This is a genomic window from Mucilaginibacter pocheonensis (assembly GCF_031456535.1).
GTDB lineage: Bacteria > Bacteroidota > Bacteroidia > Sphingobacteriales > Sphingobacteriaceae > Mucilaginibacter > Mucilaginibacter pocheonensis.
The window spans coordinates 808,704-834,127 of the sequence record NZ_JAVDUU010000003.1; the positions used below are offsets into that span (position 1 = coordinate 808,704).

A 25,424-nucleotide genomic window follows, 5' to 3' on the forward strand; every position below is an offset into this window, starting at 1 on the left:
GGCATCAAAAGCCTGATCTGCAAATTATACCTTTATCATATCAACAATATCGCCGATGAAAAAAGTTTCTATAGTTACCGTAAATTTCAACCAGCCACAGGTAACTGAAGATTTATTGTTATCCATAGAAACAACAAACGATTATTTTAACACCGAGATCATTGTAGTTGATAATGGCAGTAATACCAATCCGGTACCAGCATGGTTATTAAAATACCCCTCTGTAAAATTTATCCGCTCTGAGGTTAACCTGGGTTTTGCCGGGGGAAACAACCTGGGCATTAAAGAAGCAACTGGCGATTATCTTTTTTTGGTTAATAATGATACCGAATTTACCTCCGAATTGATTGAAAAGCTGGTTACGGTAATGGATAGTAACAGCCATGTGGGTATGATATCGCCCATGATCAAGTACTTTAGCGACAAGCAACTGATACAATATGCAGGTTACACCCCTATGAATTATTATACCTGCCGTAACAGTTGTATCGGTTTAAAACAGAAAGATATTGGCCAGTTTAATCATATCAACGGTCCTACCGCCTATTGCCATGGTGCGGCCATGATGATCAGAAAGCAAGCTATTGACAAGGCTGGCTTAATGAATGAGAGCTTCTTTTTATATTACGAGGAACTGGATTGGTGCGAACGGATCATCCGGGCAGGATATAAAGCCTGGGTAAATACTGATGCCATTATTTATCATAAAGAATCAGTTTCTGTTGGAAAAAAGAGCAGCCTAAAGGAATATTTCATGAACCGTAACCGTATACTTTTTATACGCCGTAACGCTTCATTCATAAAAATGCTGATCTTTTATATTTACTTTTTATTATTAGTTGTACCGCGCAACCTGATAACTTATATAAAAACCAAAAACAACAATTTCATACGCATGCTTTTTAAAGCTGTGTGGTGGAACTTTACCCACTCTAAAAACAGCAGTAATTTAGGTTATCCCATTAAAACCATCGCATGAAAATCATTTTAGTATTAAGCCTTATCATTGTTTTTTACACCTTTGCCGGGTATGGAATACTTTTGTACTTTATTATCCGCGTTAAAAGAATATTTAAAGGACATAAGCAAACTATAGACGAGCACCCGGATAGCCTGCCAACTTGCACACTTGTGGTTGCCGCCTATAATGAACAAGGTTTCATAAAAGAAAAAATAGCCAATAGCCTTTTATTAAAATATCCGGCCGGTAAACTTAATCTGGTTTTTATTACCGACGGATCATCAGATGATACACCAAACATTATAGCCCAATACCCGCAAATACAATTGCTGCACCAACCACAACGGGCTGGTAAAATTGCAGCCATACACAGGGCTATGGACTACGTGCATACAGATGCTGTTGTTTTTACCGACGCCAATACCTTTTTAAATAAAGATGCTTTAATTAAGATATGCAGGCATTATGCCGATGAGACCGTTGGAGCTGTTGCCGGCGAAAAACGCGTGCATTTTGATGAAAGTGCAGACGCAAGCGCCGCCGGTGAAGGCTTTTACTGGAAGTATGAGTCTGCGTTAAAAAAATGGGATTCAGAGCTTTATTCAGTTGTAGGCGCCGCCGGTGAGTTATTCAGCGTAAGGCGGTCATTGTATCAGCCTGTTCCTGCCGATACAGTTCTGGATGATTTTATGATATCTATGCTGATAGCCAAAAAAGGTTATCGTATAGTATATGAACCTGAAGCCTACGCCACTGAAACCGCATCAGAAAACGTAGCGGAGGAGTTGAAAAGAAAAATCCGAATAGCGGCCGGGGGTATACAATCCGTATTGCGTTTAAAAAGTTTGTTTAACCCCTTCCCTTACCCCGTACTCTCTCTTCAGTACATCAGTCACCGGGTTTTAAGGTGGACGGTTACGCCTTTCCTGCTCATACTTTCATTCTTGTTAAATATAGTATTGGCTATTGATCCGGGCACAATCGGCTACCAGTTGCTGTTGTTTGCACAGGTGCTGTTTTACGTGCTTGCAATTTTGGGTTTTATCATGGAAAAGAAACAATTACGTATAAAAATATTATTTATACCATATTATTTTTGCGTTATGAATTATGCAGTTTTAGCTGGTATTATCAGATATTTTACCACTAAACAAAGCGCGGTTTGGGAAAAAGTTCAGCGCAAGCAATAGTTCTACCTTCATAAACTATATAAATAATTGATTTTAAGTTAGTTGAAATAAAACCGACTGCCCTTGAAACTTATTTTATTTATCAAAATAATCATATATTTTTAAATATAAATTGGTATTTTAACAAAAATAAAGCTCGCGCAATAAAGCTTAAAAATCGGTATAAATGGTTAGCAAGTTATAGATAGCAACATCACATGACTTTAACTAAAATTCATATAAGATTTCAAGATGATGTCAGCTGGCAAAATGGATTGGAATGTGATTATGCGTTAAAGAGTGGCCAGGTTGATGTATGGCGAATCAGGATCAGTTCCAATATTTCATTTATTGATGATTTTTTTAAGGTGCTTTTGCCTGATGAGATCATACGGGCTAATCGCTATGTGCAGAAAAAAGACAAACTGAGGTTTATCATAAGTCGTGGCTCATTACGGTGTTTACTCAGCAAATACACCAATATACCTGCTACCGCCATTAAATTTGTAATAAGCGCAAATAAAAAACCGCGCATATATCAACATGATTTAAAGTACAACGTAACCCATTCCGGCGATTGGGTTTTAATTGCCATATCAAACACGGATGTGGGTGTGGATACCGAAGAAATGGATCCCGCCTTTAACTACAAAGAGATACTGGCAGATAACTTTAGCAGGGACGAGATTAACTACATTGCCCATTTAGACTCTATTAACAGTTTCTACCTGCTTTGGACACGCAAAGAAGCCATGACCAAGGCAACCGCGCAGGGGGTTGACGACAATCTTAAAGATATACCCTGTTTAAACGGCGATCATGAAATGGATAGCCATTCACTTTCATCGCGGGGGAACTGGCAATTGAACAGTTTTAAACCCGACGATCATAATATGGCAAGTTTAGCTACTGAAATAACAGCCGGACACATCGCCTATTGGGACGCTAACTTTGAAAGGTTTTTACCTTGCTTTAAACAATCCGTACTTTAGTATACAATAAATAGCCCTAACGCCGTCCCTCCATCCTATTTTTTTGCCTTCATCATATGTACGTCCGTAATAAGAAATCCCAACCTCGTATATCCGGATCTTGGGCACTCTTGATATTTTAATGGTAACTTCCGGTTCAAAGCCAAAACGCTTTTCAGTAAGCGGTATTGATTGTATAAGCTTGGTGTTAAACAACTTATAGCAGGTTTCCATATCAGTAAGGTTCAGGTTCGAAAACATATTTGATGCAAACGTAAGCCACCTGTTACCTATAGTATGCCAAAAGAACAAAATGCGGTGCGGGTTACTGCCCATAAACCTCGATCCGTAAACCACATCGGCAAAGCCACTAATTACGGGTTTAAGCAGGTCATTATATTCCACAGGGTCATATTCAAGGTCAGCATCCTGAATGATCAGATAGTCGCCCGTGGCTTTTGATATCCCGGTATGAAGCGCCGCCCCTTTTCCCTTATTTATTTCATGTTTAAAGTATTGTATATTTAGTTCGGGATTTGCTTGCTGGTAAGTGGCAATAGCTAATTCGGTATTATCTTTTGAACAATCATTTACAATAATGATCTCTTTCTGAATATCGTTTGCAAGGTTTACCGATTTAATTTTATCCAAAATTAAATGTATCGTGTTACCTTCGTTATAAGCAGGGATGATAATTGATAGTTTCTGTATTGTCATTATTGTTTTGTTGTCAGGTACGCGGCTGTTTATTTTTTATGCCGCGGTAACGCTAATTATATCTTATTGAAAATATTTAATGCAAACTGTACTAAAATGGGTTAAAAATCACCTAAAAAAACCAAAAGTAATGTTTATCCTAATATTCTTGTTTGGTTTAACCCTATTGTTTTGGTTTTGTTTGCCCAAACCATTATTTAAGAGCCCCACCTCCTATGTAATAGATGATAATGCAGGCCAATTGCTGGGTGCATCAATAGCTGCAGATGGCCAATGGCGTTTTCCTTATAATGATAGTGTACCTGATAAATTTAAGCAATGCATTATTGCTTTTGAAGATAAACGTTTTGAGCATCATCCCGGGTTTGACATACTGGCCTTTGGCCGGGCCTTCAGGCAAAACATGCAGTCAAAAAAAGTAACCAGCGGTGGCAGTACCATTACCATGCAGGTCATCAGGTTGGCAACAAAACATAAACGTACCATCTGGAATAAACTTTTGGAGATATTTATGGCCCTGCGGCTTGAGGTTACCTATAGTAAAAAGGAGATAGTCGCCCTTTATGCCAGCAACGCGCCGTTTGGTACCAATGTAATTGGGCTGGATGCAGCATCATGGCGGTATTTTGGCCGCGGCCCCGATAAATTATCCTGGGGTGAAATGGCAGCGATGGCCGTTTTGCCCAATTCCCCGTCACTGGTACATCCGGGCAGAAACCGGGCCCTATTACTTAAAAAACGTAATTCACTGCTTAACCGGTTAAACAAACAAGGCATTATTGACAGCACGACCACGGCTTTGGCCAAATTAGAGCCGGTGCCTGACAGACCCATGCCATTACCCACGCTGGCACCCCATTTATTGCAACGCTTTAAAAACGACCATCAGCATAACCCTCAGGGCGATACCCGTGTCAGGACGAGTATCAATTCATCCCTGCAACAACAGGTAAATGATATTCTTGAACAGCATCACCAGGTTTTAAAGGCTAACGATATTAATAATATAGCTGCCATTGTTTTAGATGTGGAAACAGGCGCTGCACTGGCCTATGCTGGTAATATATCGCATCGTGAAGATCCGCAAATGGAGAGTGATGTTGATGTAATTGATGCCCCACGCAGCCCGGGCAGTACTTTAAAGCCGTTGTTATACGCCGCCATGCTGCACAATGGTTTGATATTGCCCAATAGCCTTTTACCCGATGTACCCACATTAATAGCCGGCTATCATCCGGAAAATTTTGACCTGGGTTATGATGGCGCTGTGCCTGCATCCAGGGCATTATCACGCTCTTTAAATGTACCCGCGGTAAAAATGCTTCAGCAATTTAAATATGAAAGATTTTATGATTTTTTGCAAAAAGCCGGTATTACAACCCTGACAAAGCCCGCTGATCATTATGGCTTGTCGCTCATATTGGGAGGGGGCGAAAATACCTTGTGGGAATTAAGCGGAGCTTACGCAGATATGGCCCGCGTGTTAAATCATTATAATAACTACAAAGGCCAGTATAACCCCGCTGATTACCATAGTCCTGTTTATAGTATATTGAATAAGACCGAAAAGCCAGGTTTGGAACGCACCGGCTTGCTGGATGCAGCATCGATATATTATACTTTTCAGGCTATGGAAGAAGTAATGCGCCCGGGCGAAGAGATGCTCTGGCAGCAGTTTAGCTCCACCCAGCGCATAGCATGGAAAACAGGTACAAGCTTCGGCTTTCGCGATGGATGGGCAATAGGCATTACCCCACAGTATGTAGTGGGCGTATGGGTAGGTAATACTGATGGCGAAGGGCGGCCGGGCCTTACGGGGATCAATACCGCCGCCCCCGCCCTGTTTGAAATTTTCAGGCTGTTACCCGTATCACGCAATTGGTTTGAAATGCCTGCAGGTGAAATGGTAAAAATCAGGATATGCCACCAAAGCGGTTATCGCGCTGGGCAATATTGCCAGGATATTGATGAAATGTTGGTACCTAAAGCCGGGCTTAAGGCGCCGGTTTGCCCCTACCATCAACTCATCCACTTGTCGGCTGATGGTAAATATCAGGTAAATGGGAACTGTGAATCGCCGGATGCTATGGTCAATAAAAAATGGTTTGTATTGCCGCCATCCATGGAGTATTATTACAAAGCCAGGAATTACCAGTATCATGTATTGCCGCCGTTCCGCCCGGGTTGTACACAGTTAGAGAACGGCAATGCGATGGAAGTGATATACCCTAAAGACGGAGCTAAAATATATGTGCCTCTTGAAGCCGACGGCAGCCGGGGCCGGATGATCTGCAATGCCGCCCACCGCGTACCGGGTGTAAAGATTTTCTGGCACCTGGACGATCAATACATAGGCGAAACATTGGATTTTCATCAAATATCCTTAAACCCGCTTCCGGGCAAACATATACTTACACTGGTTGACGGTAACGGAAATACTGTTAATATTGGTTTTGAGATATTGAATAAGGAAAAGTGATAGCCGCTTTTTATCTGTAATATTTGTTCAATTTTTTTATCGTGCGCTAATTTCAATCAAAACTCATCACTCAAAACTGAAAACTATAATTATATTGCCCGTAAATTTTAATTGACATGCTTGAGCAGTATGATCTGCATAATTTACTGGTAATTGACATTGAAACTGTGCCGCAATACAGCACACATGATCAGGTGCCCGAACACTTACAGAAGTTATGGGAGCTAAAAACCCAAAATCAACGTAAAGATGATACGGCCGAAAATTTTTACAAAAGCGCGGGCATCTGGGCCGAATTCGGTAAAATAGTTTGTATATCAGCGGGAATATTTACCGGCGGTAAAGATACCGGACTCAGAATAAAATCATTTGCCGGGCACGACGAAAAGGAATTACTGACCAAGTTTTCGGCTTTGCTTTTCAGCCAGCCCGCAAACCTGGTTTTATGCGCTCATAACGGCAAGGAATTTGACTTTCCGTACATCTGCCGCAGGCTTTTGATAAATGGGCTGCCTTTTCCGCCGCAGTTGCAGATCGCAGGTAAAAAACCATGGGAGATAGCGCATTTAGATACTATGGAACTATGGAAATTTGGCGATTATAAAAACTACACATCCCTGAACCTGCTTACAGCCATTTTTGACATCCCTACCCCAAAAGATGATATTGACGGCAGTATGGTTGGCCACGTTTACTGGAACGAAGGCCAGCTGGACAGAATATGCACCTATTGCCAAAAAGATGTAATAGCCACCGCACAGCTGCTCAGGCGCTACCGTGGGGAGGAATTGATAAAAGATGAATTCATCACCATAATAGGTTGATAATGCTGAAAGTAAATGATCTGTCAATTGATTTTAAAACGCAAAACGGCTTATTTAAAGCGGTAAAGAACATATCATTCAGTTTAAAAAAAGGCGAGACCATAGGTATAGTTGGTGAATCAGGCTCGGGAAAATCAGTAACCTCACTGGCACTGATGCGATTGCTGAATGCAGGCCAGGCTATGATCAGCGGTGAGGTTTTGCTTAATGAAACCAATATATATGACCTGCCCGAGCGGGAAATGCGGCATATCCGCGGTAACCGCATGGCCATGATATTCCAGGAGCCCATGACCTCCCTTAACCCTGTGCTTACCTGTGGTTTTCAGCTTACTGAGGCTATCCGGCTGCATTTGGGTTTAAGCAAAGCCGAGGCTAAAAAGAAAACCATTGAATTATTTAATGAGGTCCAGCTCCCCCGCCCCGAAGCGATATTTGACAGTTATCCGCATCAAATATCAGGCGGACAAAAGCAAAGGGTGATGATAGCCATGGCGCTTTCCTGCAATCCCGAGCTATTGATAGCCGACGAACCAACCACCGCATTGGATGTTACCGTGCAGAAAGCCATCATTGATCTTTTGATCAACCTGAAAACCAGCCGTTGCAGAAGCTTAATATTCATATCGCATGATCTGGGTGTAATCAGGGAAATTGCCGACCGTGTTCTGGTAATGTACAAAGGCGAAATTGTAGAAGAAGCTTCGGTAAAAGATCTGTTCTCAAATCCACAGCATCCTTATACAAGAGGGTTGCTGGCCTGTCGCCCTACCCCGGCTCAGCATTTGAAAAAGCTTCCCGTTATTGCCGATTTCTTTAACGCTGATATGAAGGCGGACACACAGTCGGCTACTATTGACCATATCCGTGCCTTATACCACTATCCAACAGCCGAAATTGCCGAAAGAAAAAAAGAATTATACCGGCAACAACCCCTATTAAAAATAGACGGACTATCAACCTGGTTTCCTGTTAACCGGGGTTTATTTGGCCCGTCGGGCCAGGTGGTTAAGGCTGTTAACAATGTGAGTTTTGATGTTTACCCCGGCGAAACCCTGGGTCTGGTTGGCGAATCGGGCTGCGGCAAGACAACCCTTGGCCGAACCATCTTACGTTTAATCGAGCCTACGGCCGGCAGCGTAAGTTTTGAAGGTACTGAACTCGGAAAACTCAAAAAGAATGATCTTCGGGAAATCCGCCGTGATATTCAAATCATTTTTCAGGATCCTTATTCATCTTTAAATCCGCGGCTAACTGTTGGTGAGTCGTTAATGGAACCGTTACAGGTACACCAGTTTTATAGCAACAATGCCAGGCGTAAACAAAAAGTATTGGAACTGCTGCAAAGGGTAAACCTTTTACCTGAACATTTTAACCGCTACCCTCATGAATTTTCGGGCGGGCAAAGGCAACGGATAGTAATAGCAAGGGCACTTGCCCTGCAGCCTAAATTTATCATCTGTGATGAATCGGTGTCGGCACTTGATGTATCGGTACAGGCACAGGTGCTTAACCTCATCCGCGAATTGCAGCAGGAGTTTAAGTTAACCTATATCTTTATATCACATGACCTGGCCGTTATTAAACATATATCAGACCGTATGATGGTAATGAATAAGGGCCAGATAGTTGAAACAGGGTATCCTGACGATATTTATTACAACCCAAAAGAGGACTATACAAAAAGGCTGATAGCATCCATACCGCAGGGATAATCTGCATATCATTAATGAAGGTGAAATTTCGGTGTTGGATCTTCGAAATTCAGCATTCATTATTAATTTCATTCTTAACTTAATAACATCGGGGTTTAGCTACTTTGCATCTTTACACTCTGTTGCCAAACCCAATCGCTTAACACGCAAATTCCGTATCTTTGCATAAATACTTATGTATGTCTAAAAAGAAAAACAATTCTTCCATAGTTCAGGTGCTTACTCAAATGGTGCTTGACATATTTGAACAAAACGGCAATACGCCGCTAAACTATAAACAGGTTTCTGCTAAATTAAATGTCCGCGATCCGGAATCGCGCGAGATCATATTTGATATATTAAAAGACGAAGCAAAAAAATCGGTACTAAAAGAACTTTCACCTGGTAAATTCCAGCTGCTTGAGCTAAAAACATTTATTGAAGGTAAAGTTGACCTAACCAATGATGGTTCGGCCTTTATTGTAACTGATGATGAATTTGAAAGCGATATTTTTATTGCTCCCCGTAAACTGCGCAACGCGCTCAATGGCGACAGGGTTAAGGTTTATGTATACGCCAAAAGCAAAGGCAAACGCAAAGAAGGTGAAATAATTGAGATCATTCAGCGCGCCAAAATGGAGTTTACAGGCGTGGTAAAATTATCAGAACGCTTTGCCTTTTTTATACCTGACGACCGCAAAATGATGCACGATATTTTTATCCCGATCAGTGAGCTCAACGGCGCTAAAAACGGGATAAAAGCAGTGGCCGAAATTACCGACTGGCCTGCTGAAGCTAAAAACCCCATAGGGCGCATCAAACAAATACTTGGAGCCCAGGGCGAAAACGATACGGAAATGAACGCTATCCTTGCGGAATATGGTTTCCCCCTATCGTTCCCGGCCGAGGTAGAGCATGAAGCGGACGAAATTTCAGAGGTTATCACTAAAGAAGAAATAGCCAAAAGGCGCGATTTCAGAAACATAACTACATTTACCATTGACCCTTTTGATGCTAAGGACTTTGATGATGCCTTGTCTTTTAAAATATTAGACAATGGTAATTATGAGGTAGGCGTTCATATTGCCGACGTATCGCATTACATCGCTCCTGATTCGGCCTTAGATAAGGAAGCTTTGGAGCGTGCCACATCAGTTTACCTGGTAGACAGGGTAATACCCATGCTACCCGAGCGCTTATCAAACGGCCTTTGCTCCTTACGGCCTAAAGAAGAAAAACTTTGCTTCTCGGCTGTTTTTGAACTGGATGAAAACGCCCACATCATTACCGAATGGTATGGTAAAACGGTTATTTTTTCGGACAGGCGCTTTACATATGAAGAAGTGCAGGAGGTGATTGAAAATAAAGAGGGCGAATTTGTAACCGAAATATTAAAATTAAACGAACTGGCGCATAAACTGCGCGAGCGTAAATTTAAAAACGGTGCTATTAGCTTTGAAGCCACAGAAATTAAATTCAAGCTTGATGAACGTGGTAAGCCCATTGGCGTTTATGTGAAAGAACGTAAAGATGCACACAAGCTAATTGAGGATTTTATGCTTTTGGCCAACCGTAAAGTGGCCGAACATGTAAGCAAAATGGGCAAAGGCAAGCATAAATATACTTTTGTGTATCGTACCCATGATTCGCCTAAGCCCGATGCTTTAGCCAACTTTGCCCAGTTTGCAGCCAGGTTTGGATATAAGATCAATACCAAATCAGACAAGGAAACGGCAAAGTCATTAAATTTTTTGATGGATGATGTAGAAGGTAAAAAAGAGCAGAATGTGCTTACCCAACTGGCCATACGGTCAATGGCCAAGGCTATTTATACCACCAAAACTACCAACCACTACGGGCTTGCGTTTGACCATTATACCCACTTTACTTCTCCTATTCGCCGCTACCCGGATGTGATGGTGCACCGGTTGCTTTTTCATTACCTGAACGGCGGCCACTCGGCCAATGCTGAACATTACGAAAAGCTATGTTCACATAGTTCGCAAATGGAGAAAAAGGCCGCTGATGCTGAGCGTGCTTCTGTAAAATACAAACAGGCCGAATATTTGAAAGACCAGGTTGGCAACATATTCACGGGCATCATATCGGGCGTTACAGAATGGGGTATGTATGTAGAGATCATCGAAAATAAATGCGAAGGTATGATTCGCCTGCGTGATATATCTGACGATTTTTACACTTTGGACGAAAAGAATTATGCCATTATTGGGCAGCGCAAAAAGAAAATTTATCAACTGGGTGACGAAGTAAGGATCAAAGTAAAAAATGTTGACCTCACCAAAAAGCAGATTGATTTTTCGTTAGTACAGGAATAATATTTTAGTTGAAAGAGCACGGTTTGATTGAGGGTCAATCACTCATTCGTCAGGCACCATCTCAATCAGCTACTTGATAAATAAAATGAAGAAACTTACAGATCTGCAGGCATTGATAAGTGAAGCTATTGATAAATTGACCTTCCCTGAACAACCTGCTGAATTATATGAGCCAATAGGCTACATATTGGCTTTGGGCGGTAAACGCCTGCGCCCGGCACTACTGCTTATGGCTTGTGACCTTTTTGGCGGCGATGTAGAAAACGCTATTGAGCCGGCTATGGCCATTGAGGTTTTTCATAATTTCACGCTGATGCATGATGACATCATGGATAAAGCCCCATTGCGCCGTGGCAGGGTAACTGTACATGAGAAATGGAACGCTAATGTAGCCATACTCTCCGGCGATGCTATGATGGTAGAATCGAACAAGCTGATGATGCAGGTTGATGATGCTATTTTACGCCGGGTAATGGATGTATTTAACGAAACAGCCACCGGTGTATGCGAAGGCCAGCAAATTGATATGAGCTTTGAACAGCGCGATGATGTTAATATTGATGAGTACCTGAACATGATCAGGCTTAAAACCGCTGTATTATTGGGAGGCACCCTTAAGATAGGCGCCATTATAGGCGGTGCTCTATTGACCGACGCGCAATTGCTGTATGATTTTGGTGTTAACCTGGGCATAGCCTTTCAATTGCAGGATGATATATTGGATGTGTACGGCGACCCCGACAAGTTTGGCAAGCAGGTGGGCGGTGACATTATATCGAATAAAAAAACCTATCTGCTCATTAAAGCTCTTGAACAGGCCAAAGATGCGCAGGCTATAGAACTGAACAGTTGGCTTACATTGCAGCAATTTGATGCACGCGATAAAGTAACCGCCGTAACTGATATATATAACCAACTACACATAAGGCAAAGTGCCGAAGATGCTATGCAAACTTACGCTGATAAAGCATTTGGCGCCCTTGATAATATTAACCTGCCCGAAGAGCGCAGGCAATACCTGAGGCAGTTTGCCGATAGTTTGCTGGTAAGGGAATATTAAGAAACTTAGTTGCCATCACGAAAAAAACAGTTCAGGTCATCCTGAACTTGTTTCAGGATCTCTCAGGACTGTTAGCATGCTTGTTATACAACCTTAGTGATGGGATGCCGAAACAAGTTCGGCATGACTTCATTTTTCAATCATGACAATTCTTTATCTTAATAACAGGGTGTCAATCACGGAAAAACAGTTCAGGTCATCCTGAACTTGTTTCGGGAACTCTCAGGAGGTTAGCATGCTTGTTATACAACCTTAATAATGGGATGCCGAAACAAATTCGGCATGACTTCATTTTTAATCATGACAATTCTTTAATCCCTGGGGTACGGACATAAAAAAAGCCCTGATCAAATTGATCAGGGCTTTTTTTATCTATTTGAATTAAACTACTTACTCAGCTGGTGTTGCTTCTTCAGCGTCTGCTTCTTCTTTCTTTGCTTTTGGTGCTGCTGCTTTTTTAGCTTTTGGTGCTGCTTCCGCAGTTTCAGCTACCGGAGCGGCTGCTTCAACAGCTTTCTTTTCAACTTTTGCTTTAGGTGCAGGAGCTGCAACCTCAGCAACAGGTGCTGTTTCAAACGGAACTACAGAAACGTATGAACGGTTATCAGCTTTTTTTCTGAAGATAACTTGTCCATCAGCTAATGCGAACAATGTATGATCCCTGCCGATACCTACGTTAACGCCCGGGTTGTGTTTAGTACCACGCTGACGAACGATGATGTTACCTGCAATAGCTGGCTGACCACCGAAAATTTTGATACCTAAACGTTTGCTATGCGACTCACGGCCGTTTCTGGAACTACCGGCCCCTTTTTTGTGTGCCATTTCTTAATATCTTTTATGGAATTGAAGAACAACTCCGGTTTAAACTTTAATTATAATGTAATACCGGTGATCTCGATCTTGGTAAACTGTTGACGGTGACCGTTTTTCTTTTTGTAACCTTTTCTTCTTTTCTTTTTGAAGATGATCACTTTATCACCTTTTAAATGAGACACGATCTTAGCCGATACTTTAGCGCCTTTCAAATCAGAACCTAATTTGAATTTACCTTCGTTTTCTGCTAACAATACACTGTCAAATTCAATACTAGCGCCTTCATCACCCTGTAACCTGTGTACAAAGATCTGCTGGTCTTTTGCAACCTTAAATTGCTGTCCGGCTATACTTACTATTGCGTACATGTTTGTTAATTATTGTTTTAAAATTCGAGGTGCAAATATAGGGATTGATTATTTAATAAACAACATACCATATTTTTATTTTTTTAGCCGTTCCTCTGCGGTCAGCAAACTTTGTTCAATTTCCTTTATTAAATTTTTATTAGCATCAATTAACCGCGGATCGCCAACATATTCGCTGTCAAATACAACCCTTTTACTTTTCTTTTTGTATTTAAACTCAATTATGTAACGTATCGATTTGTCTTTTCTCCCTTTTGCAGTATCAGCAAGCTCGTTTGCCGGGAAATCCCAGAAACCAAGGTCGGCCGCCTTGCGGTGAAGGTAAAGCAGGTCATCCTGAGTAAGTCTGAGGTGCATTTTCACAAGCGAGTCGCGCTTATTCACGTACTGATAATCACCTGTTTTAGAATCATACTTATTAACCAGGCTATCTACCGGACCATACTGGATTGACATCGAATCGAAATCAGAAAACCTGTAGGGAGCATTTTTGATCATCATGCCATAATAATAGAAGCAGTAAATTAAAAACGGCACGATAACAACCAGTGCGAAAAATATCTTTTTGGAACGATCAGACATATGTTAATTATTGAGTTATTGAATTATTGAGTTATTGAATTATTCAGTTGTTGAATTGTTAAGTTTTGATTCTTTTGAGCTTGGCAATGTCTTATTGATTGATACTGTCTTTCTTGATGCGGAGGCAATTTTAAGAATTTGGTTTGCTTCATCTACTAAAGAAGCTAAATCTGACAATTTAACAATCTCAGCTTCAATAAGTACTTCCATCCAAAAGGCTGATTCATCTGCTTCTTCAACTACAATTGAAAGTTTTGCGTGAAACTCTGCCTGAGACCTTGCCCTGCAGGCTGCCCGATAATTAGCACCAACTGAAGAAGCCGATCTTAATAACTGCCTGCCTATAATCTTTGCCTCTTCCGTTTTAGGCAAGGTTTTAAAAAATTTGATGTTATCAATAACGAACTTTTTTGTGCGATTTTTAAACATCTCCGCAAATGCAATCCTATCATTATTAGCCATAGCGTTTTTAAAAATCAATAATTCATTAATTCAATAAATCAATAATTATTTCAGCTCTCCCTCCCATTTACTTACCACCGCTGTGGCCATGGCGTTACCCAAAACGTTGGTTGCCGACCGTCCCATATCCAGTAAAGGATCAATCCCTATCAGTAAGAACAAACCGGCTTCGGGTATATTGAACATTGACAGTGTTGCCGCAATTACTACCAGCGAAGCCCGCGGAACCCCCGCCACGCCTTTGCTCGTAAGCATTAATACAAGCAGCATAGACAGCTGGTGCCCGAAAGACAAATGAATGTCATACGATTGTGCCAGGAACAGCGAGGCAAAGGTCATATACATCATTGATCCGTCGAGATTAAATGAATAACCTAAAGGCAATACAAAACTCACAATTTTGTTGCTGCATCCAAAATTTTCCAGCTCAATAAGTACCCTCGGGTAAGCGGCCTCACTTGTTGATGTACTAAATGCTATCAGCATTGCATCTTTTATATTGCTTACCAGCTTAAATACCGGCTTGCGCAATACAATAAACCCGGCAAAAATAATAATAAGCCAAAGCATGACCAGTGAAAAATAAAATTCACCGATGAAAATGCCGTAGGTAGATAAAACCCCCAATCCCTGTTTGGCAATAACCGCGGTTATTGCTCCAAAAACCGCTATGGGGGCCATCTTCATTACATAACCTGTTATTTTTAATATAACATGGGCTATGGCGTCCATTGCTTTTATAACGATCTTACCTTGCTCGCCTATGGCTGCCGTAGCTACCCCAAAAAATAACGAAAACACAACGATCTGTAATATCTCATTATTGGCCATGGCCTCAATAAAGCTTCTTGGAAAAACATGCGCTATAAAATCGGTTAATGATAATGCCGACTTCTTAATACCGGTACTTAAGTAACTGTTAGGTAACGGTAAGTGCATCACTTTTCCCGGCTCAAACAGGTTCACTAAAAGCATCCCCAGTAATAACGAAACTAAGGTAGCACTCAAAAACCATAACATGGTTTTACCGCCAATGCGGCCAACAGCTTTAATATCTCCCACTTTGGCCACCCCTACCACCAGGGTTGTGAAAACAAGGGGCGCCACGATCATTTTTATCAGCCTTAAAAATATATCGCTTAAAATGGTAAATCCTTCCAGTTTATCCTCGCGGATAGAATTATTATCTTTACTGATCTTTAATTGTTGTACTTTTTGAGCTTGTAGTGCCGCATAATCAGCCGTGGTACTGTCTTTTAATAAAACCAATTTTGTATTTATGGCTTTTATTTGAGCATCGGCGGTATTAATATTTAAGTTGATCGTATTAATTACCCGTACATTGTAAATGTAGCCGGTTATTACACCTATTACAAGTGCAATAAAAATGTAGAGTGTAAGGTTACTTTTTTTGGGCATATAGTTGATTGCAGGGCGCTAAACTACAACTATTTAATATTTTGGTAAAATATTTAAACACACATGAACATCACTACTTACGGATTACAGCATATAAAGAAGGAAATTCAGCACTTGCCGCATGAGCAATTAACTGAATTACTGCTCCGTTTGGCACGATATAAAAAAGAGAATAAAGAGCTGCTGGCCTATTTATTATTTGAGGCTTATGATGAAGCTGCCTTTGTTGAAAAAGTGAAGGGCGAAGCCGGTTTTATGTTCAGCCAGTTACCGGCGTTAAGTTATCATGCCGCGAAAGGGATGCGCAAAATTTTAAGGCTGCTTGGCAAATACACTAAATTTACCGGATCAAAACAGGCTGAGATAGAATTGCTTTTGAATTTTTGCAGTAATTACCTCGAATATGCAGACAGGCGCACAGCGTACAAACCCATCAGGCTTATATTTACCAGGCAGGTAGAAAAAATAAAGAACTTAATAAGTAAGCTGCATGAAGACCTGCAATTTGATTACCTGGAAAATTACAACGCCGTACTTGCCGATGCCGAAAAAAAACTCGCCTGGTTTAAAAAGAATGATTACCAGTTGTAACATACAGCAAAACTTAACATCTAAATAAAAAATCTATTAACACTGTGGCCAACAAAGAAGCAGCATTCAAGCAAATATATGAGGCTAATTCTAAAAAGATATTCCATTTATGCTATGGCTATACCGGCGATGACGATGCCGCGAATGACCTTTTGCAGGAGACCTTTTTAAAGGTTTGGCAAAATTTAGAAAAGTTCCGTAACCAGGCCATGATATCAACCTGGATATACCGTATTGCCGTTAATACTTGCTTAACCTATTTACGATCAGAAAAACGACAGGCTAAAGACGAGCTTACTCCACAAATAGCTGAAACCAAAAGAGAAGAACTATCGGATAAAAACGAGCAGGTGGCTTTGCTGTACAAATCAATTTCAAAGCTCGAAGAATCAGAAAGAATTATAATTACAATGGTGCTCGATGAGGTACCATACCCCGAAATAGCAGAAATTTCGGGTATATCAGAAGGAAACCTGAGGGTGAAGATTTATCGTATAAAACAAAAATTAACAGAATTATATAACCAGTATGAAAGACTTTGATCATTTGATGTCGGTTTGGCAGGGACAGCCAAAACCAGATCAGCTTTCAGTTGACGAGGTGCTGAAGCAGGTAAAGAAGGGGATTCGCGGCATAACTACAAAGTTATACTGGAGTATAGTAGCCATGGTGGTGATAACCATATTTGCATTTATCATTACATTTTTCCTGGCCTTTAAATCGTGGGTAACCACAGTGGGTATATTAATTGTGCTGGTCACTATGCTCATGTACCTGTCGCTCATTGTGAGGCATTATCACATACTTAGCAAGCGCGATGCCACGCTAAACCCAACTGAATATCTGGACAGCCTTAAGGCATACCAAAAAAACAGGACCAAAGTAGTTGGCTGGTTCTATTACATATACACCCTACTCATCAGCGCTGGCCTTGCCTTATACCTCATTGAAGTGCTGGAAACCACATCAACCCTTTTTAAACTGATTATTTATGGCTCAACGGTAATATGGTTTTTGTTCACCACATTTTATTTAAAACCGCGCATGTTCAAAAATGAGGAAGAAAAGCTTAACCTGATGATTGACAGACTGGTACGCCTTAAAGAGCAGTTCAACTAAAATTCAGTAATTTAATGACCCATCATCCTATTATCATCCAAAAAGCTACTTTGGCTGATGCCGACACCCTGCTTAACCTTAGTAAAAAAACTTTTTTTGATTTTTTTGGGCATTTAAACGACCGTGCCAACATGGAGGCCTATGCCGCTACTGCATTCACTCCGCAAAAAATACAGGCCGAGATCAGCAATCCCGATTCGCATTTTTATTTTGCTATGCTAAATAACCAGATAGCCGGCTATCTGAAAATAAATTTTGGGAGCGCCCAAACCGAACTTCACAACACCCCTTCGCTCGAAGTGGAACGTATTTACGTTTTAGCTGAACATCACGGCAAAAAAATTGGCCATCTGTTATTAAACTTTGCCATACAAACAGCAAAGGATAACGCGCTTGACTATGTTTGGCTGGGCGTTTGGGAACACAATCATAAAGCCATCAGCTTTTATGAAAAGCACGGATTCAAAACATTTGGCAGCCATCCGTTTATGCTGGGCGGCGATAAGCAAACCGACCTGTTAATGAAAAAGGAAATAACCGCCTAAGTATTTTGAGCTCATAATTTGTTTTGATTGATAAGGGAATGTATTACCTGCTCCCTCAGTTGCCTGCTGATGGGAACCTGGTGCTGGCCCACATGGAGCATATTGCCCTCAATGGAGGTAATTTTACCATGAGCAACGATGTATGATTTATGAGTTTGTAAAAATTTGCGGTTAGGCAGCTTATCGGCAAAGCCTTTCAGCGTGCTATGGGTGATGATCTTTCTGTTATGCGTATGTATCTCTACATAGTTTTCCATCCCTTTTATATACAGCACCTCGTCAAATATTACCTTTTCAAGCTTTCCGTCGCTTTTTACAAACAGATACTCGGCTATACTGCTGTTATCCCTCAGCTCAAAATAATCTTTAGCCTTAAATGCGGCTTTCATAAAGCGCTCAAAAGAAATTGGCTTTAACAAATAATCAAGCACATCAAGGTCAAAACCATCGGTGGCATATTCTTTAAAAGCAGTGGTAAAAATTACTTTAGGCGGGTTTGGCAATGATCTTATAAAGTCTACCCCATTTAAATGAGGCATTTGTATATCCAGGAACAGCAGGTCAACCGGCTGCTGCATCAGCACAGCACCAAGTTCCATGGCATCTTCACATTGTGCTTTCAGGTCAAAAAATCCTGTTTTAACCACATATCCTTCCAAACCTTTCCGTGCAAAGGGTTCATCATCGGTAATAATGCAACTGATTGGCGTCATCTTTAAAATTTTAATTCCAGTTCTGCTATATAACTATTTTCGTGGGCGCCGGCAACCAGCCTGTGTTTGCCGGGATAAAGTAAATGCAGGCGCCTTTTTAAATTCTCCAGACCGATGCCGCCATAATTATCAGACGGTTTTATCTGACCCGGAATATCATTATAAACCTTGAACAAGATCCCGTCGGCCGTAGCTTTGGCAACAATATCGATCACATATTTTCCGCCTGCGTATTTAAAGGCATTTTCAACCAGGGGCAATAAAAGTAAAGGATAAACCTGCTGATCGGCCAACTTCTCATCAAAATTTATAGTTAAGCGCATTTTTTTACTTGCCCGTATTTTTTGAAGCTGGATATAATTTTCAAGATACTCCAGCTCCTGCCTTACCGATACCTGCTGCTGCTGGTCATAAAGCTGGTACCGCAGCAGGCTGGAAAGCAATTCTGTACTTTTTTTGGCGCCCGGTACATCATCGTCCATCTGAAAATAAATGGTATTTAACGCGTTGAACAAAAAATGCGGATGATACTGCGCCTTTAAAAACTTCAATTCTGTTTCCAGCTGATCGGTGGTTAGCTTTTCAACCAGCAGTTGGTGCTGCACATATGCTGTAAGGAACCTGCCGCTGCGGATAACACCGTAATAAATAAGTGTATATAACAAGGGCACTACATTAATACTTGCCAGATCGGCCCATGACAAGCCATCACCTGTAAAAGCGGTTAAAGGGGTAAAAAATAAATTTACCGTGATGGTATTCAGCAAGGCCACCGTCAATATTTCCCGCCATAATAATGATGATGTTAATTTATATGCAGACTGCCGCTGATCATTCAGGTTACACACCCGGTTGATCATGTATATATTCAAATAACCAACAACTATGCTTAACACAATTTCCATAGAAGTGAGCAGCATTGGCCTTACCCAGAAATGAAAACCGGTTTCAGTATCCTGCAGCAGCCTTATGGTGGCATAAACAATGAGGCCATAAACTGCGGGGAAAATACTTTTCAATATGCGTTTGGTTGTCATCTTTTAAGCGGTGGCTTCGGTTAACTGTTCTTTCATTATCATTATTCTGGCTGGTTCCTGCGCTGCTTTTTTCTTAGCAGCAGTTACAGGTTTCATACCAAACAAAAAACCAATTACCGGGTACGGTTTTATAAAAAGATGGTAAATGCCCATGGTAATAAATAAGGTTACCCCTACTGTATAAATGTATTTCATGATAACGGTATCGCCGGCTGCCTTTGTAATATAATAGGCTAAAATAACAATTACCGTTTGATGAAGGATATAAAACGGATACACGGCCTGGTTTAAATAATTTAAACTGCGGTGCGGCCGGTTCAGGTATTGTTTGCCGTACCCTATAAAGCCCAGCATCCATCCCCAGGCAATAACAGGGCGCATGGCTACGGAGAAAAACGGCCATATTGACTCGGGTATCATAGGCAGCCTGGCATCGTTAAGCCATACATAATAGTTCATGAGCAGGAATACAAAGCCAACACCAATGGCAAAACGCCGGTTACGCTGCAGGCTATCCATTAGCGACGGCACCAGGATGCAGATAAAGCCCGCCAGCACAAAAAACAACCAGTAAACAAAATAGCAGCCATCATGTACAAGGTCGGCAGTTTCGGGAAGTTTTTTGCTGAGCAGCGCGTACCATATTATTGAAGGGATAGCCAGGAGATATACCAGCTTACCTTTACTTAAACGGTGCAAGGCTTGTTTAACACCCTTACTTTTATCAGATATCATCCACATAAAAAACGGGGCGAACACCAGGTCATATATAAACAGATACGCAATAAACCATAAGTGATGCCAGCTAAAGCTGCCACCCTGCGGATATGGCACAAACTCAAATACAGTTTTATAAAAGTCCCAGTAATTACCGGTAAACCCATGCGCCAGCCGTTCCATATAAATTTGCGGCGGTACTATAATAAATATACCCACCAGCAAAGGAATAAACAAGCGTGTAAAACGGAGCTTGATAAAGCTTAACGCGCTCCTGCGCTGCATCATATAATAGCTTACCGTACCGCTGATAAAAAACAGCAATGGCATGCGGAACAGATGCAGGAAACCAACCGTATATAAAAGCAATGTGCTGGTTTCTTTATCCCTTATGTGCCAGATCTCGCCCTCGGCATAAGGCATGGCTGAATGCAGAATTAATACCCCTGCAATGGATAATATCCTTAACCAGTCCAGGTACGTTTGACGTTGTGAAGTTTCCATGTTGTTTTCTTTTTTATTCAAAAGAAGCAACAGCATATCGCCTGGTATAATTATTTTGACCAATGGCAATGTTATGGTGACCATTGGCAGTAAATGAACCTTTTTTGCAGGGGAATACGGACAAGGTTACTTTTATAAAACCGTTCTTTACGGGCATTTCTTCCAAACCCGGTCAACCACATCTGCAGGCAAAGGTCAATCGCTTGAGCAAAACCTCAGCCAATACAATAAGTCCCTGAAGTGATACTATTCACATAAAGCAGGTTTTATTGTTTCAGGATATTGTTCATCAATATCACAAAGAATAATCACATCAATAGGCGATCAGTCTTTTAAAAAAGGATTAAAATTGCGGGTGCCGATTTCCATTCCGGCGGCCCGGCAAACGGTTTTATCGCCAAACTTAAAGTTTATGCTATCCATAGCCTGGTAAAGCCTGATGCGCTCCTCATTATCCTCAAATAAATTGATCTGGTAGCTCCCACTGCACAGGTCGCTCAGCCTCACGCCTATCAGCCGTATCGGCCGGTGCTGGTTCCATGCTTTCTTAAGCAGATTTTTTACGCCTGGAATTAAAATATGTTCGGCCGCGGTAAGGGCAATTTTTTGCTGCTGGGTATGGGTTTCAAAATTGGCATAACGTATTTTGATAGCCATGCATGATGACAGCTTGTTTTCCCTGCGCAGCTTGCCCGACAATTCTTCGGTCATTGATACCAGGGTAGTTTCCAGTGTACGCAGATCATTTACATTATTACTGAAAGTACGCTCTGTTGATATTGATTTACGGTCGGAATACGGAAGTATTTCACCATCATCAATACCATGTGCCTTTTCCCACAGGTATCTGCCCGCTTTACCAAAAATGGCTTCCAGGAAGCGGATATTTGTTTTCTGCAGGTCGCCTATTTTTTCGATGCCATACTGATAAAGTTTTTGGCAGGTGCTTTTACCCAGGCCCGGTATTTTGCCAATGTTCAGGGGAGCTAAAAACTGCAGTTCTTCACCATGTTTAATAAAAAGCTGTCCGTTGGGTTTGGCCTCATTGGTAGCCATTTTTGCCACAGTTTTGCCGGATGCCATGCCAAATGATATAGGCAGCCCGGTTTCCCTGATCACTTTTTGGCGCAGATTGGTGGCTACCTGGTAACAATCATGAAAACGATCCATCCCGGTAAGGTCGATATAAAATTCATCAACCGAGGTTTTTTGATAAAGCGGTACCGAGTTATGGATGATCTGTGTAACCTCGCGGGATGCATCCGAATACCGGCCGTGGGTACCATGTATCACAATAGCATGCGGACAAAGCTTTAAAGCCTGCCGAGTAGGCATGGCCGAATGTATACCGTATTTACGCGCTTCGTAGCTGCACGAGGCTACTACCCCCCGTTCGGCCGAGCCGCCAATGATCACCGGTTTGCCAATGAGATCGGGGTTAAACTTACGCTCAACCGATACAAAGAATGAATCAAGGTCAATATGTACGATATGCCGCTTAAAATTCATATACAAATATGAAAATAAATTTAGTATTTTACTAAAAATATTAGCATTTTTGTTTTATCAAAAACCACGCGCCATGAATATGTATGAAGATTATTTAATGCTGCTTTCGCCTCCTGCAACGGTGAAAAATGAAATTGCCCGGTATAAAAAAGCATCAGCTAAATTAATTGGCAATTATAAAAGCATGGACTCCCCGGCGCATATTTCCATTCAGCACTTGGAACGTCAAAAACCATTCATGGCACAAACCAATGTTACACGGATGGAAAAAAGCCTGGCTGCGTTGCCGCCTGTTCTGTTGCATTTGGATGGGTTTAAATATTTTACGCATCTGCATGGCCAAATGACCATATATGCGCATATAAGGATTACGCCGGCGGTTGATGAATGGTTTACTCTGTTAAAAAGGTCACTGCACGTGAAGAAAGCCATTGTACCTCATATCACAATTACAAGAGATATTCCAGAGGGCGACTTTAACCTTTTGTGGCCGCATTTCAGGCATAAAAAACTGGTTGAGCCATTTTGGATAAAAGAGTTGAAAATGCTTAAACGCGAAACATTTGCACCATCGCCGCAGTGGACAGCATTTAAAACCTTTGAATTTAAAAACATTAAAAATACAGCAAATACGGCCGAAGCAATTATTAATAAACAAGCCGCCGCTGAAAATTATTTTCCGGATCAGTTTAACCTTTTTTAATCAAGCCTATCATGAACAACAGCGATTTTTTAACCGTTATTGCAGTACCTGAACATGTAAATGAGAAGATCAGATCATTCAAATCTGCATGTGTTAAGCACATCGGGAAATTTCCGGGGATGCACGCTGAGGCGCATATTTCTATTGAAATAATTACAGATAAAGTTGACCAGGTTACCCGCAAGCCATTATTGCTTACCCCCTTTTATGAAATGGTTAGCTTTAAAATTAAAACCATACCACGGCACGACCTGAAAATACGGGGGTTTGACTTTTTTACCCACGGATCAAATTTCAGAACCATATACGCGGCTATTGAGCTTGACAAAAAAACAGGAGAATGGTTTGACAACATTAAAACGGCCTTACGAATGAGGAGCAGGCGGCTCAATCCGCATATTACCATTGCCGGCCGGGTTTCTACAGAAACATTTAATATACTATGGCCGCGTTTTCAAAAACTGGAATATAATGACACATTTGAGGCCGACTGCCTAACCATATTGGAAAAAGAAAGTGATAACAAACATGACCGTTACAAAGTACATAAAAAGATCCCTTTTGGTAAAAAAGCGGCGCTTTCACATGCCGGTTTTAATTGAATTTGGCCGGCAAAAGGTGTAAATATCTAAACAGTAACCTTTTAAGTTTTTTAACAATTTATTAACCATAAACAAACCTTTTTCTATATTTGCGCCGGGGTAAGTCTTTTACGGCCAGCTCCTCTTGAACTCCCCCAGGGTAGGAATACAGCAAGGGTAGAGAGTTGAGCGGCGCGATAAAAGTAGCTTACCCTTTTTTATGCCCTAAATTTTGAATTTGCAGTCGGGGCTTCATTTCACTCCATTGGTTTTTCAGCAAGTAAAATAAGTTATCATTGAGATGAGGAACGAAGTTAGTTCGACATTCCCGGGTCAAAATTCAATTCCCGTATTACTTCTTTTTTATAAACTGATTATCTTCGCAACATGCTCGATATCCTCATTATTGGCGGTGGCCCAATTGGTTTGGCTTGTGGTTTGGCTGCTCAAAAGGCCGGTTTAAGTTTTATTATCGTAGAAAAAGGCTGCCTGGTCAACTCTTTATACAACTATCCTTCAACCATGACCTTTTTCTCCACGTCCGAGAAACTGGAAATTGGCGGCATACCTTTTGTAACCGTGCATAATAAACCTACTCGTGCTGATGCATTGGAGTATTACCGCCGGGTTGCCCTGTCACATAACTTGCCTGTTAATTTGTTTGAGGAAGTTACTAAAGTTACAAAAGAGGATGACGCTTATACAATAACCACCAGCAAGGCAACTTATCAGGCTAAAAGGGTAATACTTTCAACCGGTTTTTATGATATTGCCGTTAACCTGGATATCCCGGGCGAAGATTTGCCAAAGGTTAAACACTATTACCAGGACCCGCATTACTACACCCTGCAAAAGGTAGTAGTTGTTGGCTCCAGTAACTCGGCCATTGATGTAGCACTTGAAACTTACCGCAAAGGCGCTGAGGTTACCCTGGTGATCCGCGGCGCTGAGGTGAGCAACCGGGTTAAATACTGGGTACGGCCCGATATTATAAACCGGATAAAGGAAGGCAGCATCAAAGCATATTTTAACTCCAATCTTCAGGCTATCCGTGAGCATGAGGTGGATATTCAAACTCCCGACGGCTTAATTACCATTCCTAATGATTATGTAATGGCCATGACGGGCTATAAGCCTAATTTTGATTTTCTTAAAAAACTGGGTATTATTTTGTCTGAGGATAAATTTATACCTCAATATAACCACGAAACCATGGAAACCAACCAGCCCGGTTTATATCTGGCCGGGGTTGTTTGCGGTGGTTTGGATACCCATTTGTGGTTTATTGAAAACTCCCGCATCCATGCCGATATGATCATTAACGACATTGTGGCTAAAGGATAAAAAGCACCTCAACTTGTGGCGTGGCTTAAGCTTCACCTATGTATCAGGCATTAATTATATGGTGCTTTCATGCGTATAATTCATCTGCAAAAAAGGGTTAATTCTGCCCGTTGACCTTAATAAAATATTTAGTTAAGTTAATTTAAATACTCATTATAAAACGATTATAGTTTTAATTTAAATAAAATAGTACTATGTATTGC

The 25,424-nt window shown here is 41.2% G+C and carries 25 protein-coding genes and 1 other RNA gene; 16 read left to right on the top strand and 10 right to left on the bottom strand.

Features of this window, described 5'->3' with window-relative positions:
* Positions 1 to 55 precede the first annotated feature (55 nt).
* The 3 genes from J2W55_RS16710 to J2W55_RS16720 all read left to right on the top strand — a co-directional run bounded on the left by J2W55_RS16710 (position 56) and on the right by J2W55_RS16720 (position 3,122).
* Positions 56 to 979: a glycosyltransferase family 2 protein gene (locus tag J2W55_RS16710; protein ID WP_310098049.1), complete on the top strand. Its 924-nt coding sequence runs from the start codon at positions 56 to 58 to the stop codon at positions 977 to 979.
* Complete coding sequence (locus J2W55_RS16715; RefSeq protein ID WP_310098051.1) at positions 976 to 2,151, top strand: glycosyltransferase family 2 protein; 1,176 nt, start codon at positions 976 to 978, stop codon at positions 2,149 to 2,151. Before J2W55_RS16710 ends, J2W55_RS16715 begins: the two co-directional genes overlap by 4 nt.
* Before the next feature lie 197 nt (positions 2,152 to 2,348).
* Positions 2,349 to 3,122 (top strand): 4'-phosphopantetheinyl transferase family protein, encoded by a 774-nt coding sequence (locus J2W55_RS16720; RefSeq protein ID WP_310098054.1) that lies wholly within the window; start codon positions 2,349 to 2,351, stop codon positions 3,120 to 3,122.
* Here the strand turns inward: J2W55_RS16720 and J2W55_RS16725 are convergent.
* Positions 3,093 to 3,818, bottom strand: coding sequence for a glycosyltransferase family 2 protein (locus J2W55_RS16725; RefSeq protein WP_310098057.1), 726 nt, complete (start codon positions 3,816 to 3,818; stop codon positions 3,093 to 3,095). The genes J2W55_RS16720 and J2W55_RS16725 overlap by 30 nt on opposite strands.
* A 130-nt stretch (positions 3,819 to 3,948) precedes the next feature.
* Between J2W55_RS16725 and pbpC the strand changes: the two genes are divergently transcribed.
* From pbpC to J2W55_RS16750, 5 genes are all read left to right on the top strand, one after another.
* On the top strand, positions 3,949 to 6,297 hold the full coding sequence (pbpC, locus tag J2W55_RS16730; protein WP_310098060.1) for a penicillin-binding protein 1C: 2,349 nt from the start codon (positions 3,949 to 3,951) through the stop codon (positions 6,295 to 6,297).
* 116 nt (positions 6,298 to 6,413) lie between these two features.
* Positions 6,414 to 7,121, top strand: a complete 708-nt coding sequence (locus tag J2W55_RS16735) for a 3'-5' exonuclease (protein ID WP_310098063.1) — start codon at positions 6,414 to 6,416, stop codon at positions 7,119 to 7,121.
* A gap of 2 nt (positions 7,122 to 7,123) precedes the next feature.
* Positions 7,124 to 8,836 (top strand): ABC transporter ATP-binding protein, encoded by a 1,713-nt coding sequence (locus J2W55_RS16740; RefSeq protein ID WP_310098066.1) that lies wholly within the window; start codon positions 7,124 to 7,126, stop codon positions 8,834 to 8,836.
* 179 nt (positions 8,837 to 9,015) lie between these two features.
* Positions 9,016 to 11,151 (top strand): ribonuclease R, encoded by a 2,136-nt coding sequence (gene rnr / locus J2W55_RS16745; RefSeq protein ID WP_310098069.1) that lies wholly within the window; start codon positions 9,016 to 9,018, stop codon positions 11,149 to 11,151.
* Between the two features lie 85 nt (positions 11,152 to 11,236).
* A complete protein-coding gene (locus J2W55_RS16750; RefSeq protein ID WP_310098072.1) occupies positions 11,237 to 12,211 on the top strand; it encodes a polyprenyl synthetase family protein in 975 nt (324 codons plus the stop codon).
* Between the two features lie 390 nt (positions 12,212 to 12,601).
* Here J2W55_RS16750 and rpmA read toward each other — a convergent pair whose 3' ends face one another.
* The 5 genes from rpmA to J2W55_RS16775 form a co-directional block, all read right to left on the bottom strand.
* Positions 12,602 to 13,036: a 50S ribosomal protein L27 gene (gene rpmA, locus J2W55_RS16755; RefSeq protein WP_310098075.1), complete on the bottom strand. Its 435-nt coding sequence runs from the start codon at positions 13,034 to 13,036 to the stop codon at positions 12,602 to 12,604.
* A 50-nt stretch (positions 13,037 to 13,086) separates the two neighbouring features.
* Complete coding sequence (gene rplU, locus J2W55_RS16760) at positions 13,087 to 13,395, bottom strand: 50S ribosomal protein L21 (RefSeq protein ID WP_090467954.1); 309 nt, start codon at positions 13,393 to 13,395, stop codon at positions 13,087 to 13,089.
* Between the two features lie 75 nt (positions 13,396 to 13,470).
* The gene (locus J2W55_RS16765) at positions 13,471 to 13,977 is read right to left on the bottom strand and encodes a hypothetical protein (RefSeq protein WP_310098096.1); all 507 of its coding nucleotides are present in this window, start codon (positions 13,975 to 13,977) and stop codon (positions 13,471 to 13,473) included.
* Between the two features lie 39 nt (positions 13,978 to 14,016).
* Complete coding sequence (locus J2W55_RS16770) at positions 14,017 to 14,439, bottom strand: four helix bundle protein (protein ID WP_310098099.1); 423 nt, start codon at positions 14,437 to 14,439, stop codon at positions 14,017 to 14,019.
* A 45-nt stretch (positions 14,440 to 14,484) separates the two neighbouring features.
* Complete coding sequence (locus J2W55_RS16775; RefSeq protein WP_310098102.1) at positions 14,485 to 15,858, bottom strand: dicarboxylate/amino acid:cation symporter; 1,374 nt, start codon at positions 15,856 to 15,858, stop codon at positions 14,485 to 14,487.
* A 63-nt stretch (positions 15,859 to 15,921) separates the two neighbouring features.
* Here J2W55_RS16775 and J2W55_RS16780 point away from each other — a divergent pair, with 63 nt between their 5' ends.
* From J2W55_RS16780 to J2W55_RS16795, 4 genes are read left to right on the top strand one after another with little or no spacing between them, the layout of a single operon-like run.
* On the top strand, positions 15,922 to 16,449 hold the full coding sequence (locus tag J2W55_RS16780; RefSeq protein WP_310098104.1) for a hypothetical protein: 528 nt from the start codon (positions 15,922 to 15,924) through the stop codon (positions 16,447 to 16,449).
* Positions 16,450 to 16,493: 44 nt separating this feature from the next.
* Entirely contained in the window at positions 16,494 to 16,991 is a 498-nt protein-coding gene (locus tag J2W55_RS16785; protein WP_310098107.1) for an RNA polymerase sigma factor, read from the top strand.
* Complete coding sequence (locus J2W55_RS16790; protein ID WP_310098110.1) at positions 16,978 to 17,568, top strand: hypothetical protein; 591 nt, start codon at positions 16,978 to 16,980, stop codon at positions 17,566 to 17,568. The genes J2W55_RS16785 and J2W55_RS16790 overlap by 14 nt, the downstream gene beginning before the upstream one ends.
* Positions 17,569 to 17,582: 14 nt before the next feature.
* Positions 17,583 to 18,113, top strand: a complete 531-nt coding sequence (locus tag J2W55_RS16795) for a GNAT family N-acetyltransferase (protein ID WP_310098113.1) — start codon at positions 17,583 to 17,585, stop codon at positions 18,111 to 18,113.
* Between the two features lie 11 nt (positions 18,114 to 18,124).
* On the opposite strand, the gene J2W55_RS16800 is transcribed toward J2W55_RS16795, so the two are convergent.
* The 4 genes from J2W55_RS16800 to dinB form a co-directional block, all read right to left on the bottom strand.
* The gene (locus J2W55_RS16800; RefSeq protein ID WP_310098116.1) at positions 18,125 to 18,826 is read right to left on the bottom strand and encodes a LytR/AlgR family response regulator transcription factor; all 702 of its coding nucleotides are present in this window, start codon (positions 18,824 to 18,826) and stop codon (positions 18,125 to 18,127) included.
* A gap of 2 nt (positions 18,827 to 18,828) precedes the next feature.
* Positions 18,829 to 19,863 (bottom strand): sensor histidine kinase, encoded by a 1,035-nt coding sequence (locus tag J2W55_RS16805; protein WP_310098119.1) that lies wholly within the window; start codon positions 19,861 to 19,863, stop codon positions 18,829 to 18,831.
* A 3-nt stretch (positions 19,864 to 19,866) separates the two neighbouring features.
* Positions 19,867 to 21,084: an acyltransferase family protein gene (locus J2W55_RS16810; RefSeq protein ID WP_310098122.1), complete on the bottom strand. Its 1,218-nt coding sequence runs from the start codon at positions 21,082 to 21,084 to the stop codon at positions 19,867 to 19,869.
* A 324-nt stretch (positions 21,085 to 21,408) separates the two neighbouring features.
* A complete protein-coding gene (gene dinB / locus J2W55_RS16815; RefSeq protein ID WP_310098126.1) occupies positions 21,409 to 22,593 on the bottom strand; it encodes a DNA polymerase IV in 1,185 nt (394 codons plus the stop codon).
* Between the two features lie 73 nt (positions 22,594 to 22,666).
* Here dinB and J2W55_RS16820 point away from each other — a divergent pair, with 73 nt between their 5' ends.
* From J2W55_RS16820 to J2W55_RS16835, 4 genes are all read left to right on the top strand, one after another.
* Positions 22,667 to 23,296 carry a 2'-5' RNA ligase family protein gene (locus tag J2W55_RS16820; RefSeq protein WP_310098129.1) on the top strand — a complete coding sequence of 210 codons (630 nt, stop codon included), beginning with the start codon at positions 22,667 to 22,669 and terminating at the stop codon, positions 23,294 to 23,296.
* Positions 23,297 to 23,307: 11 nt separating this feature from the next.
* Positions 23,308 to 23,898: a 2'-5' RNA ligase family protein gene (locus J2W55_RS16825; protein WP_310098132.1), complete on the top strand. Its 591-nt coding sequence runs from the start codon at positions 23,308 to 23,310 to the stop codon at positions 23,896 to 23,898.
* A 97-nt stretch (positions 23,899 to 23,995) separates the two neighbouring features.
* An RNA gene (ffs, locus tag J2W55_RS16830) (signal recognition particle sRNA small type) lies at positions 23,996 to 24,094 on the top strand.
* A 170-nt stretch (positions 24,095 to 24,264) separates the two neighbouring features.
* Entirely contained in the window at positions 24,265 to 25,221 is a 957-nt protein-coding gene (locus tag J2W55_RS16835; protein WP_310098135.1) for a YpdA family putative bacillithiol disulfide reductase, read from the top strand.
* Positions 25,222 to 25,424: the final 203 nt, after the last annotated feature.

What these genes read in the sequence shown, in the direction of transcription:
- J2W55_RS16765 (WP_310098096.1), bottom strand. Translation starts at nt 13,977, where the DNA reads ATGTCTGATCGTTCCAAAAAGATATTTTTCGCACTGGTTGTTATCGTG.
- J2W55_RS16780 (WP_310098104.1), top strand. Translation starts at nt 15,922, where the DNA reads ATGAACATCACTACTTACGGATTACAGCATATAAAGAAGGAAATTCAG.
- J2W55_RS16795 (WP_310098113.1), top strand. Translation starts at nt 17,583, where the DNA reads ATGACCCATCATCCTATTATCATCCAAAAAGCTACTTTGGCTGATGCC.
- J2W55_RS16825 (WP_310098132.1), top strand. Translation starts at nt 23,308, where the DNA reads ATGAACAACAGCGATTTTTTAACCGTTATTGCAGTACCTGAACATGTA.
- J2W55_RS16835 (WP_310098135.1), top strand. Translation starts at nt 24,265, where the DNA reads ATGCTCGATATCCTCATTATTGGCGGTGGCCCAATTGGTTTGGCTTGT.
- J2W55_RS16735 (WP_310098063.1), top strand. Translation starts at nt 6,414, where the DNA reads ATGCTTGAGCAGTATGATCTGCATAATTTACTGGTAATTGACATTGAA.
- J2W55_RS16720 (WP_310098054.1), top strand. Translation starts at nt 2,349, where the DNA reads ATGACTTTAACTAAAATTCATATAAGATTTCAAGATGATGTCAGCTGG.
- J2W55_RS16810 (WP_310098122.1), bottom strand. Translation starts at nt 21,084, where the DNA reads ATGGAAACTTCACAACGTCAAACGTACCTGGACTGGTTAAGGATATTA.
- J2W55_RS16740 (WP_310098066.1), top strand. Translation starts at nt 7,124, where the DNA reads ATGCTGAAAGTAAATGATCTGTCAATTGATTTTAAAACGCAAAACGGC.
- J2W55_RS16710 (WP_310098049.1), top strand. Translation starts at nt 56, where the DNA reads ATGAAAAAAGTTTCTATAGTTACCGTAAATTTCAACCAGCCACAGGTA.
- rplU (WP_090467954.1), bottom strand. Translation starts at nt 13,395, where the DNA reads ATGTACGCAATAGTAAGTATAGCCGGACAGCAATTTAAGGTTGCAAAA.
- J2W55_RS16805 (WP_310098119.1), bottom strand. Translation starts at nt 19,863, where the DNA reads ATGACAACCAAACGCATATTGAAAAGTATTTTCCCCGCAGTTTATGGC.
- J2W55_RS16775 (WP_310098102.1), bottom strand. Translation starts at nt 15,858, where the DNA reads ATGCCCAAAAAAAGTAACCTTACACTCTACATTTTTATTGCACTTGTA.
- rnr (WP_310098069.1), top strand. Translation starts at nt 9,016, where the DNA reads ATGTCTAAAAAGAAAAACAATTCTTCCATAGTTCAGGTGCTTACTCAA.
- J2W55_RS16725 (WP_310098057.1), bottom strand. Translation starts at nt 3,818, where the DNA reads ATGACAATACAGAAACTATCAATTATCATCCCTGCTTATAACGAAGGT.
- J2W55_RS16750 (WP_310098072.1), top strand. Translation starts at nt 11,237, where the DNA reads ATGAAGAAACTTACAGATCTGCAGGCATTGATAAGTGAAGCTATTGAT.
- J2W55_RS16800 (WP_310098116.1), bottom strand. Translation starts at nt 18,826, where the DNA reads ATGACGCCAATCAGTTGCATTATTACCGATGATGAACCCTTTGCACGG.
- pbpC (WP_310098060.1), top strand. Translation starts at nt 3,949, where the DNA reads ATGTTTATCCTAATATTCTTGTTTGGTTTAACCCTATTGTTTTGGTTT.
- dinB (WP_310098126.1), bottom strand. Translation starts at nt 22,593, where the DNA reads ATGAATTTTAAGCGGCATATCGTACATATTGACCTTGATTCATTCTTT.
- J2W55_RS16715 (WP_310098051.1), top strand. Translation starts at nt 976, where the DNA reads ATGAAAATCATTTTAGTATTAAGCCTTATCATTGTTTTTTACACCTTT.
- J2W55_RS16790 (WP_310098110.1), top strand. Translation starts at nt 16,978, where the DNA reads ATGAAAGACTTTGATCATTTGATGTCGGTTTGGCAGGGACAGCCAAAA.
- rpmA (WP_310098075.1), bottom strand. Translation starts at nt 13,036, where the DNA reads ATGGCACACAAAAAAGGGGCCGGTAGTTCCAGAAACGGCCGTGAGTCG.
- J2W55_RS16820 (WP_310098129.1), top strand. Translation starts at nt 22,667, where the DNA reads ATGAATATGTATGAAGATTATTTAATGCTGCTTTCGCCTCCTGCAACG.
- J2W55_RS16770 (WP_310098099.1), bottom strand. Translation starts at nt 14,439, where the DNA reads ATGGCTAATAATGATAGGATTGCATTTGCGGAGATGTTTAAAAATCGC.